At 41.5% G+C, this 13,931-nt stretch carries 11 protein-coding genes; 3 read left to right on the forward strand and 8 right to left on the reverse strand.

Annotated features, from left to right (window positions below; all coding sequences use genetic code 11):
* Positions 1–36 precede the first annotated feature (36 nt).
* Positions 37–1,179 (reverse strand): magnesium/cobalt transporter CorA, encoded by a 1,143-nt coding sequence (corA, locus tag V7K46_RS10595; protein ID WP_335112805.1) that lies wholly within the window; start codon positions 1,177–1,179, stop codon positions 37–39.
* Positions 1,180–1,465: 286 nt separating this feature from the next.
* Positions 1,466–3,151 (reverse strand): chaperonin GroEL, encoded by a 1,686-nt coding sequence (gene groL, locus V7K46_RS10600; RefSeq protein WP_335112807.1) that lies wholly within the window; start codon positions 3,149–3,151, stop codon positions 1,466–1,468.
* Between the two features lie 157 nt (positions 3,152–3,308).
* Between groL and V7K46_RS10605 the strand changes: the two genes are divergently transcribed.
* Positions 3,309–4,391, forward strand: a complete 1,083-nt coding sequence (locus V7K46_RS10605; RefSeq protein WP_335112859.1) for an MraY family glycosyltransferase — start codon at positions 3,309–3,311, stop codon at positions 4,389–4,391.
* A gap of 567 nt (positions 4,392–4,958) precedes the next feature.
* Here V7K46_RS10605 and fabG read toward each other — a convergent pair.
* Together fabG and V7K46_RS10615 are read right to left on the reverse strand one after the other, a co-directional pair.
* Complete coding sequence (gene fabG, locus V7K46_RS10610) at positions 4,959–5,705, reverse strand: 3-oxoacyl-[acyl-carrier-protein] reductase (RefSeq protein ID WP_335112809.1); 747 nt, start codon at positions 5,703–5,705, stop codon at positions 4,959–4,961.
* 329 nt (positions 5,706–6,034) lie between these two features.
* The gene (locus V7K46_RS10615; RefSeq protein WP_335112811.1) at positions 6,035–6,184 is read right to left on the reverse strand and encodes a hypothetical protein; all 150 of its coding nucleotides are present in this window, start codon (positions 6,182–6,184) and stop codon (positions 6,035–6,037) included.
* A gap of 204 nt (positions 6,185–6,388) precedes the next feature.
* Here V7K46_RS10615 and trxA point away from each other — a divergent pair, with 204 nt between their 5' ends.
* Positions 6,389–6,706, forward strand: a complete 318-nt coding sequence (trxA, locus tag V7K46_RS10620; RefSeq protein ID WP_273765569.1) for a thioredoxin — start codon at positions 6,389–6,391, stop codon at positions 6,704–6,706.
* 249 nt (positions 6,707–6,955) lie between these two features.
* The gene (locus V7K46_RS10625; protein WP_335112814.1) at positions 6,956–7,120 is read left to right on the forward strand and encodes a hypothetical protein; all 165 of its coding nucleotides are present in this window, start codon (positions 6,956–6,958) and stop codon (positions 7,118–7,120) included.
* A gap of 488 nt (positions 7,121–7,608) precedes the next feature.
* Here the strand turns inward: V7K46_RS10625 and V7K46_RS10630 are convergent, their stop codons facing one another.
* The 4 genes from V7K46_RS10630 to V7K46_RS10645 all read right to left on the reverse strand — a co-directional run bounded on the left by V7K46_RS10630 (position 7,609) and on the right by V7K46_RS10645 (position 13,559).
* The gene (locus tag V7K46_RS10630; RefSeq protein WP_335112816.1) at positions 7,609–9,528 is read right to left on the reverse strand and encodes an iron uptake porin; all 1,920 of its coding nucleotides are present in this window, start codon (positions 9,526–9,528) and stop codon (positions 7,609–7,611) included.
* Positions 9,529–10,052: 524 nt separating this feature from the next.
* Positions 10,053–10,565, reverse strand: coding sequence for a hypothetical protein (locus V7K46_RS10635; RefSeq protein WP_335112818.1), 513 nt, complete (start codon positions 10,563–10,565; stop codon positions 10,053–10,055).
* A gap of 452 nt (positions 10,566–11,017) precedes the next feature.
* Positions 11,018–11,956, reverse strand: coding sequence for a ferritin-like domain-containing protein (locus V7K46_RS10640; protein WP_335112820.1), 939 nt, complete (start codon positions 11,954–11,956; stop codon positions 11,018–11,020).
* Positions 11,957–12,524: 568 nt separating this feature from the next.
* On the reverse strand, positions 12,525–13,559 hold the full coding sequence (locus tag V7K46_RS10645; protein ID WP_335112822.1) for a DUF1350 family protein: 1,035 nt from the start codon (positions 13,557–13,559) through the stop codon (positions 12,525–12,527).
* Positions 13,560–13,931 lie beyond the last annotated feature (372 nt).

Raw genomic sequence — 13,931 nt, forward strand, 5'->3', positions numbered from 1 at the left:
TAAATGTATATTTGACTCATCGTCCATCTGCAATTATTAATTACGCTTCATTGTTACAGAATTTTGCAGCCAGCCTCGTTGCCAAAAAAAGAATAGCAAACCAAGTGCGATCGCAGCCATTACTGCCAAGCAAAGTGGATAGCCCCAATACCAATTCAATTCAGGCATATTATATGGCGATTTTTCAGTACTGAAATTCATCCCATATACTCCGGCAATAAAAGTCAGTGGAATAAAAATTGTTGAAACTATCGTTAGTACCTTCATGATTTCATTCATTTTATTACTCACTGCTGAAAGGTACACATCCATTAATCCAGATGCTAGTTCTCGGTAAGTTTCTACCATGTCCATCACTTGCACTGTATGGTCATAACAGTCTCGCAAGTAGATTCGCACTTCCTCACCAATCAAATCACTGCCATCTCGAATCAAAGAATTAATTGCATCTCGCTGGGGCCAGATAGCACGACGCAGTTGCAGTAATTCTCGCCTAATTTGATAAATATGTTGTAGTGTTTGTGGGGTAGGTCTGACTATCACCTCCTCTTCTAACTCTTCGATTCGCTCACCATAAAGCTCTAGCACTGGGAAAAAACCATCAATAATCGCATCTAACACGGCGTAAGCTAAATAATCGGCTCCCTGTTTGCGAATAGTACCTTTGTTTTTTTCAATTCGCGATCGCACTCCTTCAAAACAATCATGTTCTGGTTCTTCTTGTACTGTCAGCAAATAATTTTTACCTAATATCAAACTCACTTGCTCGCTGTAAAAACCACATGTTTTTTCCTTTGCTACTACCATGCGGGCAATGAATAGCAATTGGTCTTCATAATCCTCTGTTTTGGGACGCTCTGGTACATTAACTATATCTTCTAAAACTAGAGGAGGTAACTCAAAAACCTTACCCAATCGTTGTAATATATCTTGACTGCCTAAACCTTGTACGTCTACCCAAGAAATAGATTCCATTTCTAGATATGGAACACACTCCTCTGGGGTTGCTATTTGCTCACGGATGAAATTGGTTTGGTTATAGTCAATCAAGAAAATTATTGGTGGCGGAGCATCTGCATCGATAAAAATGGTTCCAGGTAGAGTCCCTGGTTGATGATAGAACTCATCTTCATATGGCCTAGTTACTATTTTGGAAGGGCGGCGCAGTTTTCGTGCCATTAGATATTACCTAATAGTTATTAATTATTTGTCAGTCGTAAAAATAACTGACCAGTTATAGAAGAAGCGTTATGATTTATTTCCGCTTTTGCTAGGAATTTTACAAAAATTAATCCAAAGACAGTTATTTTGAGATTAAGCAACCCTGATAATTATATTTATTTATGCCCAGCGACTTCCCAGCAATACAGATAACATATCGCCTTTAAATCAGCAATGCTATAAAAAACAGTTTGCCTTAATTAAGACAAACTGCTTAAAAAATATTTATCTGGGTGAGCAGAAGTTAGAACATGCCGCCCATGCCGCCCATGCCACCCATGCCACCCATGCCACCCATGCCGCCCATACCGCCCATACCGCCCATGTCAGGGGCAGCAGCAGCGGATTTCTTCTCCGGCTTTTCAACAACGATCGCTTCGGTGGTTAAGACCAAGCCAGCAATCGAACCAGCGTTTTGCAAAGCTGAACGCACGACTTTGGCAGGGTCGATAATGCCAGCAGCGATCAAGTCTTCAAATTCGCCGGTAGCAGCGTTGTAGCCAATGTTGAATTCGCCATCGCGGACTCTAGCAACGATCACAGAACCTTCAGCACCAGCGTTCTCTGCTATTTGGCGCAAGGGGGCTTCTAGCGCTCGTCCGACAATATCAGCCCCAATTTTTTCTTCTTCGTCTTCTAGACTGTTTTTAATCGCTTCTACCGTCTTGGCTAAGTGAATTAGGGTCGTTCCACCACCAGGAACAATACCTTCTTCCACGGCGGCTTTAGTAGCGTTGAGCGCGTCTTCAATCCGCAGTTTACGGTCTTTGAGTTCGGTTTCGGTTGCCGCACCCACTTTAATCACTGCCACACCGCCAGCGAGTTTGGCGATCCGTTCTTGCAGTTTTTCTTGATCGTAGTCAGAATCAGTTTCTTCCAACTGCCTGCGAATTTGACCAATCCGCTTTTGCACCTCTGGCTTGGTAACACTGCCAGCTACAATCGTGGTGCTTTCTTTGTCAATGGTGATTTTGCGAGCAGTTCCCAGCGCTTCTAGAGAAGCGGTATCCAAACTTAAGCCGATTTCTTCAGAAATCAACTGTCCATCGGTGAGAATAGCAATATCTTCTAACAAAGCTTTGCGGCGATCGCCAAAGCCAGGTGCTTTGATTGCAGCCACAGCAAGTACACCCCGCGCTTTGTTCACTACCAAAGTTGCCAAAGCATCACCTTCAACATCTTCAGCGATGATCAGCAAGGGCTGACCAGAACGGGCGACTTTTTCCAACACCGGTACTAAATCCTGGATGCTGCTGATTTTTTTGTCAGTAACCAAGATCCGGGCGTTTTCAAATTCTACGATTTGCCGCTCATTGTTGGTGACGAAGTAGGGAGAAATATAGCCTCTGTCAATCTGCATCCCCTCAACTACTTCTAGTTCAGTTGTGAGAGATTTAGATTCTTCAACGGTAATTACACCATCTTTGGTGACTTTTTCCATTGCTTGGGCTAGCATTTCGCCAACTTCTTCATCATTACCAGCTGAGACAGTGGCAACTTGAGCGATCGCACTTCCTTCTACTGGCTTGGCTATCTTGGCAATTTCTTTTACCAGTGCTTCAATAGTTTTGTCGATCCCGCGCTTCAAGCTAACTGGGTTACTACCTGCCGCGACGTTCTTCAAACCTTCCCGAATCAAGGCTTGGGCCAAAACTGTGGCAGTAGTGGTGCCATCCCCAGCCACATCTTTAGTTTTTGAGGCTACTTCCTGGATGAGTCTTGCACCAGTATTTTCCAAAGGATCTTCTAATTCAATTTCCTTCGCAACAGTGATACCATCATTGACAATTTGGGGTGCGCCAAATTTTTTCTCTAAAAGGACATTGCGACCTTTGGGCCCCAAGGTGATTTTTACGGCATCCGCAAGGGCGTTAACACCCCTTTCTAGAGATCGCCGAGATTCCTCGTCAAATGCAATAATTTTCGCCATGTTTTATTTCTTTAGCGCTTCCATTAGACAATTTAGCACTCACAGCGCAAGAGTGCTAATCTCCCAACTGGCTCAACTTACAAATGGAAATAAAAAAAATTGATTAATATACAGGTGATGCTCATATTAGATGCTGGCAGTAATGCTTGATTGGGAGATGAATCTAGACAACTCCCTTAAGTCCCTTGGTATTGCCGACCCTAGCGGCACCGGCTGGTTGGCAGTAGTATTTACGTTCCTCTTGGCTTGTCTTGTAACTTGGCGTTTAATTCCGACAATCCGCAAATTCGCTTTGCGCGTAGGTTGGGCTGACCAACCTAACGCCCGGCGACTCAACCGAGAACCTTTACCCAATGCAGGGGGGCTGGCTATCTACGCGGGTGTGATTGCCGCGCTGGTATTAGCTAGCCTTTTACGACCGATCGAACTCCAGAACGTATTGGCTCAGGTGCTGACTATTCTTTTGGGGGGTTCGATATTAGTTCTTGTGGGCTTTATCGATGATCAGTTCGGCTTACCGCCCTCTGTTCGATTGTGGGCGCAAATTGTCACGGCCCTGTTGCTAGTCGCTAATGGTATCAGCGTCAAAGTTCTATTTGGCACACCCATCGACTCGCTCCTGTCCATGTCGCTAACAGTACTATGGGTAGTAGGAATTACTAACGCCATCAACTTGATGGATGGTATGGATGGCTTGGCAGGAGGAATCAGCTTTATTACCGCCATGAGTTTGTTGGGGGTTGCAGCCCAATTTAACAATCGGGCGGCGGCAATCCTGGTACTCGCAGCCTTGGGGGGTGCAGCACTAGGCTTTTTGCGCCATAACTTCCATCCATCACGAATTATTATGGGTGATGCTGGAGCATACTTTTTCGGCTATGTGCTGGCAGCAACTAGTATTTTAGGCAAACTGCAACAAAACACAGTTTATGCGCTGATTCCTACAGTTTTATTTCTGTTATTACCAGTGCTAGACACCACTCAAGTATTTGTGCGGCGGCTACTAGCAGGAAATAACCCTCTGAGTACTCCTGGCAAAGACCACCTGCACCACAGCTTACTTGCTTGGGGACTCTCCCAGCGCCATGCTGCATTCACGCTTTGGTCAATTACCTTAGTTTTCAACTTGTTGGCGATGAGAATACAAGGTATGAGTTTGGCTGTGATCCTGACTACCGCCAGTAGCATTATCATTCTTTTAGGCTTTACTGTCTGGCAAAGGATACGCCAACACCCTTAGTTGCTTGTAGGGTGGGCATTGCAATGCTAGCCCTACTCTGGTTTATTCTCAGCATGGTCAAGATATTTTACCAATGGAAAAGTTACACAAGCTTTGGAGTATTAAGATTAGCATAGAGGATAAATACGGGTATATTTGCTAAAATTCGTTGATATAGCGGTTCCTATTCAGATGCGGTACAGCATGATATAGCGAGGTGTAGGGGCACGGCATTGCCGTGCCCCTACGGGTGTACCTCACATAAATGAGAACCGCTATAATAAGAGGTTTACCAGGCGTGAAGTTAATTTAGAAGTTGAAAACTTAATTTAGAAGTTGAAAACTTAATTTAGAAGTTGAAAACTTAATTTAGAAGTTGAAAACTCGATTTAGAAGTTGAAAACTTAATTTAGAAGTTGAAAACTCGATTTAGAAGTTGAAAACTTGATTTAGAAGTTGAAAACTCGATTTAGAAGTTGAAAACTTAATTTAGAAGAGTGAATTACCTGAAATCAAATCGGTGCGTTACGCCGAAAGCGTAACACACTCTACAAAAATTGCTGTAGACGCGATGAATCGCGTCTCTACTTAGGCCATCACCATACCGCCATCGACATTAAAGACTTGCCCGGTGATGTAGGCGGCGGCGGTATCGGCAGCGAGGAAGCGCACCATCCCAGCAACTTCTTCGGGCTGACCGAAGCGACCGAGTGGAATGTATTTCAGAATATCTTCGGAGTTGTTGAGATTACTGGTCATGTCGGTGATGATGAATCCAGGGGCGACAGCGTTAACAGTGATGCCGCGAGTAGCAAGTTCTTTGGCAACGCTTTTAGTGAAGCCGATTACACCTGCTTTGGCGGCACTATAGTTTGACTGACCTGGGTTGCCAATTTGCCCAGCAACGGAGGTAATGTTGATAATTCGCCCCGATCGCTGTTTGAGCATGATTTTACTGACAGTGCGTGTACATAAGAAAACACCAGTTAGGTTAAGGTCTATCACAGCTTGCCAATCTTCTGGCTTCAAACGCAACAGCAGGGTGTCGCGGTTAATACCTGCGTTGTTGACTAAGATATCCACACGGCTGAACTTTTCGATGACAGTGTTAACTAGTGCGTCTACTTGCTCGATTTTAGAAACGTCAGCTTGGATAGCGATCGCCTGACCTCCCGCATCTGTAATTTCTGTAACAACTGCCTCGGCAGCTGCACTCGAACTGGTATAATTGATAATTGCGATCGCTCCTTGTGAGGCTAATTCAATTGCGATCGCTCGGCCAATTCCTCGTGAAGCACCTGTGACAATTGCGACTTTATCTTGTAATAGTGTCATTTAATGTTCCTCAATCTTAGAAATACCGCGCTAATTATCTTATGGTGATTTGGGGAACATCTGAATATTGTCTGGATAAAATCTAACTCTTGCGGGGTGACAATCTTGCTAGCATGATGCAATTGAGATAGTTAATAGATAATAAATAGATAAAGTTCTATGTCATTTTTAGCTAGATATAACTCGATGAACACGAATTAACGTTTTACTAGAATTAAATATCTATAGTTATTTGTCTGTTAATAGATGAATAACTTAAAGCCATATATTGTTGATTTAATTGTAGTTGCAACACCGATAGCGTTCGCGCAGCGTCTCTAAGAGTTGCGTTAGCGAGTCTTGCCTACGGCACGCTGGCGCGAACGAGCGTCATAGCCAGTCGTAAACATCGTCTGATCGGATAAACTAGGAAGTGTTGCAGCTACACCCGTCGTAAACATCACTCTGGTGAACGCCTGTATAATTATTTGGTTGGTCACGATAGGTTTAAATACATATCTAATGCATATTCACAAACGCAAATAATATGTGAATTTTATTATAATTATTTAAGATTTTTGGCTGGAAAATCAGTCTATATTGATTAATCTAATCCTCTCCCAACAAAAACTTATGAATCTATACCGATTTTATTTTCTAAGAATTACCATTGAAACAAACAATTGAAAATCGGTGTGTGTCATATGGCAACTAAAAAGCAATTTAACAGTTTTGAAGAGATGCTGTCTGCTTCTGATGTACCTGTATTAGTAGATTTTTACGCTGACTGGTGTGGGCCATGTCAAATGATGGTGCCAATTTTAGAGCAAGTCAATGCCCAACTCAAGGATCGCTTGCAGATTGTCAAAATAGATACAGAAAAGTACACAGATTTGGCCAGTAAGTATGAAATTTCCGCTCTACCAACTCTAGTACTATTTAAGCAGGGTCAGCCTGTGGAGCGGATAGAAGGGGTGATGCAAGCACCGCAATTGGTGCAATATCTACAAACAAAGATTTAAGCTAAGACTTAGAATTTAGATTTTGGTTGTTAGAGGCGCGAAATGTTGCGTCTCTTTCAGTAGATAGTAATCCGGTGTAGGGGCGCACAGCTAGCTGTGCGCCCCTACACTGTTTGATTAAATTGCTAGCAGATAAAACCTTAAGGAAATATTAAGCATATTTACTTATACGTCTAGAGAAAGTGGTTTATAAATTAATATCACTATATTGTATAGATATAAAAAATATCTTGACAATAAAAGCAATATATGAATAATAAGCAAGAAAGACTTGACAAAGCCTATATCTGGGCGAATATTGATTTTGATAAGGTTAAATACAGAATAAACGGGGTAACTTGGCAGATTGAGCGGGTTATACAAAAGTACCAAGTTTCAAATCCAACTGGTAGCCCAGGCAAAAGAACCAATTAGGTTATCTCTAGGGCAATGTCTACGATGATCTACGCCTGTGCATTTTATTTTCTAGTGTAGGCGTAGCCTGCCGTAGGGCATCGCACCAGTTTTGCACAGCAGATTTTGGGCAAAGCGACTATATTTTTGGAAAACACCAAGCCAATATTATTCGATAATCGTCCACCCAGTTTCTACGTATTTATTAATCATTATTTTATCCTCGATCCTCCTTTTAAAGGTGTGACTAATGGATAGCCAAAGCATCGGAAAGAGGAGCGTTTGCTTTACTCAAATGCAGGGTGGGGTTCTTTATTATTGATTTATGCAAGAGGTTTACTGTGAACTTTGTTATCCACAGGACTTACGCACAGCTAACGGAAAATCGAACCACAGAGGCGCAGAGGTCACAGAGAAATGAGAGTTTGAGAGATATTTTGCGTAAGTCCTAATCCAATCTCAAAATCCCCCAATTTTTTGGGGGATTATGACTGCCTACTCCCAATCTCTTAAAATGTAAAAGTAGTCCGAAGTACACCTACAGTTGTAGTGTCATTGTTGCTGTTACCTTCTGGGTTAAACAGAACAAACGCACCAGGGGTAATGCTGATATTATCGCTAACTTGAAGGCGATAATAGGCTTCTAAATGGTAAGGAGTCGCCCGGTTGTCGCCTGTGGGCGTAAGTTGAGCAGCACCACCAGTATCACTACGGAAAAGCGGCTGACCAAAAAGAATCCCGGCAGTATTTCCTGACTTGAATAAATCTCTGAAGTGAATTCCCGCCATCCAACTTGTAAAGGTGGTGGAAGCATCCACATTATTGGAAGCAGCATCAACGAATATTGCTGCACCGTAGCCAGATAATGCTATTTTGGGAGACAATCGCCATGTTACCGTACCCCCAACAGAGTTGAGTGTGAGCGGTGTTCCAACTGCAACCCCTGATAAAGCACCGATATCACTACTAACTAATCCTGTAGCCAAAATATTGATTTCGTGATAACTGTGGGAATAGTTTAAACCAATATCCAGAGCAGAACTTGGCTTGAAGGTTAACTGTGTGGCAATAATACTACTACCACTAAATAAACCTGCTCCCAAAGGTGTAGTAGAAACTCCTGGTACTGCTTCATTAGCAGATTTTTCGGGTAAATTGGCATTTACACTGCCGTATAAAGCTCTTAAATCAAAATTTGGCGAAATGTTAAAAATAAATCCCGCCGCCGATGCTAAACCAGTACCCGAAGTTCCACCAGAAACCCGTAGTACAGGATTCAAGTTGCCAAAACGAGAAATTGACTCTTGTCCTTCACCATAAAAAGGCGTAATTGCTGGGAAAGCATCTGATGTCTCTGCCGCAGTTCCCGCAAACAAGGTTAATTTATTAGCGACGGGAAAGACATACAGCAATTTATAAACCTGAATACTGTTTGCGCCAACACCCGACAAAGTATTGACATTTAACCCCGGAAATTGCGGCTCAAAACTGGTACGAGCGCTACTTGCACTCAAAAGTGGCGAAGCTAATCCTAAACTTTGTTGCAGGCTACCTTGTCCATCGGCTCCACCCAAAAAGTTATAGGCTTGCAATCCAGTAATTAATGAATCTTTACCAGTAAAGCTAGTGGTGAGATTTAACCGCACTCTATTGACTAGAATGATGTTCGGGTCTCTCTGATTAGGAGCGCCACCAGTAGCACCAACACCAGCAATAATTGCCTCTCCACTGAGTTTTGTCGTAGTAGAAAACTGATTTGCTTTTAGTTCTGCTGTGCGAGTTTCTACAGCATCTACTCGACCCCGCAATGTTGCCAATTCCGCCGCAAATTGTTCTTGTAGTTTCTGCAACGTGGCTAAATCTCCTTTGTTGACCAAATCACCAGTTGCAGTTGCAATCAGTTCGTTGATTCGGTCTAAACAAGCATTTAAGCCAGCAGCAAATTCATAGCGGGTCATCGCCCGATTACCGCGATAGGTTTGATTGGGATAACCTGCGATACAACCATAGCGCTCGACTAAAGATTGGAGTGCCTGAAAAGCCCAATCATTCGGCTGTACATCAGACAATTGCGATACGGATGTTACTTGTGCAAGTTTGTATGAGGTTGGAGATGAACTTGCAGGTTGTGGTATGATTGGCTGCCACAAGTTAACAGCAGAATCTACTCCTATATCTTGAGTTTTTTGCTGTTGATTGACTGAGGGTAAGTTTTTTTGAGTTTCATTAGCTATCAGCAATTTACTGGAAAGATTATTTGTTAAATTGCTTTGATGAGAATAATTCTTTTCATAGCTGCCGTCATCTTGATTAACAGCTACGTTTTTATCTGCAATTTTTAAACTAGGAAGGGCTTGCACAGGTAATAACCCGGCAATTAAACATAAAAATCCCATCCCACTAGCAGAAGCTAGTAGATATTTTGCCATGATCACTCCCAACACCTATAAAATAGTTGAAAAATTCATTGCGATTTTAAAATGCATTGATAAGTAAATTTAAAGTAGATTTAGCAAGAGAGTCTTGTTAACTTTAAATTTTGGATATCAGGATTTTTTCTGAATTAACTTACCAAAACATCAACTTATATCGCAAGCATTAAATTATAGTAAATACTATTTTGGGAAAGAATTAACAATACATCATATTGATAGTTTTTATAATTACGATAGTAATCCTCAATGGTTTTTGAGCAATACATTACGTAAAATGCTTGATTCATAAGCCTTCCAAATTTTCTCTGTTCAAATATAAAATAGGATTGCTATATTGAAAAAATAATGATTTACATAAGTCTAATTTTGTGATAAGCAATATAGGTATTGAGCCGAAATCCTCGGCTCAATACCTAAGAAAGAATAATTTACTCAAAAAAAATTAAGAGACTGCGATCGCTGCTCAATCTGGGTGCAGGTAAGATTAGGAGGAAAACGTGGAAATAACTTTCAAGTATTCAATCCCACCAGTAGGTAATAATAACCGCATTACAATCCTGGTGAACATCTTCACCCGATAGCCCCCCTTCCAATCTAGTTCTCAGTCGGCGCTTAAGCCGCAAACCATAATCTTCATTCGTGTCATCACTTACCTCTACTGAGTCAGCTCGCCACTTTTTGCCCAAATCTAAAAGCTCTGACACTTTTGTGTCTTGGTTCTCTGTAAGAATGTATAGGGTATCGGCAGGATAAGCAATGAAATGAATGATGCTGGTTTCAGGCATGGGACGATAGTTTGCCATTGCAAGAAGGGTATCGACCATACCACCAAAGCTTAAACCGTTTTCATCTGGTGCAAAGATTGGTTTTGTGAACAGAAAGCTTGCCCATAAATTCCTGTGGTTGGAAAGGTCAGTAATTACTTGTTCGCCATCAAACTCATTGAACCGACGCTGCCAAACCAAAGCAGCAAATAGTTCTTGAGGAGAATAGGATTGAGCAATCGATTGGATTTTGGCTAAGTCAAGCATCGCATTTACGGTAAGTAGTATTTTTAACAAAACATTTGTAACTACCCTTGCAGTTTATTTACCCACCGCCTGTTATTCTTATAGTTACTTCGGTCTGTCATAGCAGATAGATTATCCTCAATAATGTTTTCATTTATTAGCGCTCATATACCATCCTGGTAATGTGGGTGCTTTTACTTTATCCCTGATGGCAAAAATCCGGTTTAATTTTGAGGGGATGTCTGGTGTTTAGTACACTAAGCTGAGAGTGAAGCTTTAACTTGACCAAAATGGCGATGTCTACGACGGGCTACGCCTACGCGTCCTTGGCAACTCAACAAAGCCTGATAAAATGCTTCTCTATTACAGCTATTTTCAGGTAAATAGACCACGCGGTAGGGGCGCAAGACCTTGCGCCCCTACGACAGATGTGGTTCAAATACTTGAATTCTGCTGTAAAATCTAGTCCTGTACTAATGAGTAATTCCAAATAAATCTTGCAAATACTCTGATGTCAGGCTATTATTCCAACTCCACAGACGACGCATCGTATAGGTGAAGGTGTAAAGGAGAGTTGTTTTGTTGGCCAATGACCAAGCATTCCAGTTGAGGGTAGCCATCATCCGGCGTAGGGTACGCATCAGGTTGTTGCGCTGATAGTTTTGCGATCGCGTTTTGATCAGCGTGCGTCCAATTCGCATCAACCCAGTATCAGGGAAAGTCCAGACTCCAAACCCCCAAAATTTGGTCATGTGGTTGATTTCATCCTGTGCTAGTTCCTCTAGAACATCCTGGAGTGCGCCAGTGGTGTGAGCCATCAGCCAAATATAAAGACAGGTAGCACCGTATTCTGTGGCAATCCGGTGTAAGCCGTGGCGATATAGGTCTTCGTCAGCGTCATTTGTGGGAAGATAGCTTCTAACAGTACGAAGTTTTGGGGTAATTTTATCGCCTGTTAATTGGGTGTAGACTTTGATTAATGCTGGTGTGTGCTGACGTTCTTCCTTTTCCCACAAGCCAAGTTCCAGCAGTTCGCCATCTTCACGGACAGTTCCACCAACAAACCGAGCCATCTGAGGATGCAATTTTTCCAAATACTGCCGACTGGTTTGGGTATAGCCGCGAATCGGGGCTTCTGTGTCGATCGCACCTATCAATATAGATAAAAATACCTCTGCGTCTAAGCCGATAATTTGATTGCGGTTAATTGTTTGCCAATCGATAGGTTTCCAGGGACGCGGTTGGGGATTAGCAAACTGTATCGGTAAATCTTGCAGACGAGCATGTAATTTTTCAACTGCAAGATATTTGTCTATGAGGGAACAAATACGGCGCTGTGTTTGAAGGTAGTTAGGAATGGCATAGCTTTTACCTGCTAAGTCTTCTGCAACTGGGCTGATAGTATTAAGCATGTTTTTATACCTTTAGTTTTATCTCTATGCCCAATAGCCTAAGCGATCGCACTTTGTTATGTCAGTCGGCTAAAGTCGGCAGTTTTGTATGATGGAGTTGGAATCTGAGAAAATGTAGTACAGTGTACCAGTCTTATTCAAGTTGATGAATTACTTGTTTTAACTTGGAAAATTACCTTCTGAATGTTGTCGAGCAATTTCTTTTAAATAGCTTATCAACGGTGCCCAAGGACCTCCCTCTGGTGGAACAAGAGTATCGAATAGCTCACAACCCTGCTTCAGTTCTACAATATATGACCACTTTAATAACTGCCTGGGTTTACCTTTCTTTCTTCTTGTGATCATTTGTTCATAGCTTAGGCTTGCCCAGTACTTAATCCCACTTTCGCCAATGTATATTTGATACTTGTTATTCCCCAGGCAAAAAATTTCTTCGACGTACAGCATTTTCAATCAACAAAATAAAAAATTAGATTGCAAAAATAATAATTGAGTTTGTCAAAATACAGCAGATTAGGGGGTGGGGTTATTGGCTATGGTTAGCATAACTAATTATGCTAACCTGACACTATTTAATAACTAATTCTGAAACTTTCAGTACTTTTTTTGGTGATTCTTGTCTCAGTTCCTTAAGTAATTGAATTACATGCTCCTCAAATCTTTTATTTCGCTCTTGAACTGATTCAATCAAAGGTTTATCAAATAAATTAACAACATACTTGCTTAGTTGAATACCTAAAGGTTTTAAGTGTCCGCCCTCTAAAGTTTTCAATAATTTTTTTGGTGGTCTTCCAAGAGTCTTAGTAAACCATTGACAGGTTGATTTAGCAATATTATCAGACTGAAAACAGACCAAACCCATGATATTAAATAGCTTACTATGCTTGATTAAGTTATGGGTTTCTTCAGGGGTTGGTTTTACACCCCAGCCAAGTTTGTCGATGATATTCGCTAAAAATTGAGGACGAATTGCGCTGGCTGTATCACTAATATCAGGTGCTAAGAGGATAGAAACTTGCCCCTTAATAAAGACACTGTTAATTGTAACTTTTCGACCTACATAATTGCAAATTAGGTTATGAACTTCTACACTTTTTAGTTTCAGTTCTTCAACGAGAATGTCAATGTCTGCAATGACACTTTCTATCTGTGACTCATCCGAAGTATGAGATAGCAGATTCCGAATAAACTTTTGCCTATGTTGAGGATCATCTGGCAAAGCAGTAAATCCTTCTAACAGGGAGATATATTTACAGCCAAGGCTATGTCCAATCCAAGAAAAGTTTTTATCATCTAGATAGGCTTCATAATCATATTTTTCGACACTTGCCATCCTTACAAGCTCTGGCAAAATTTCATACTGCTCTCTCATCAGAAAACCAGCTTCTAGATAATGGTTAAAACTAAAATTAAACGGCAGAAGAATAATTGTATATCCCTGCTCGAATAGAGATTGAAGCAGATAGCGATAAAAAAGCATGGGGCCAAATGTACCAAAGAAAGCCCCCGCAATAAATTGAATTACCCCTTTAGGCTGTGGATGAAGAGCAACCCAACTGTGAGAAACGGGTTTAAATCTCAGTTTTAAATTTGTATTTACCATGACTTAGCAATGAGTGCATCTCATTTTGGTAGGTGTATACTTAATCTCCAAACTGAAGTTGCTACTTTTCGGATTCTTGAAAAGATATTTTTGCAAAACTGAGATGCTTGTCTTAGTAACATAGTAAACACAGGTGGTTCTCAAAGTATTTATGAAAGGGGGTGGGGAGTAAGGAATAGTGTAGTTCGATAGTGAGATTGAATTGGCACTAAACTTCTAATAGACTCTTTAACGAGGTGCGATCGCTCAACATAGCTGCGAATATTTAGAGAGACATGCCAAAAGTTTTGTGATGGAGAAGTTTAGATAGGTTTAATCAAGTTTTTGGTTATTTAATTATCCTCCCTTCCCCTGGAGCGATGCCTACGGCGG

The sequence above is a fragment of the Nostoc sp. genome (assembly GCF_036917395.1).
GTDB lineage: Bacteria > Cyanobacteriota > Cyanobacteriia > Cyanobacteriales > Nostocaceae > Nostoc.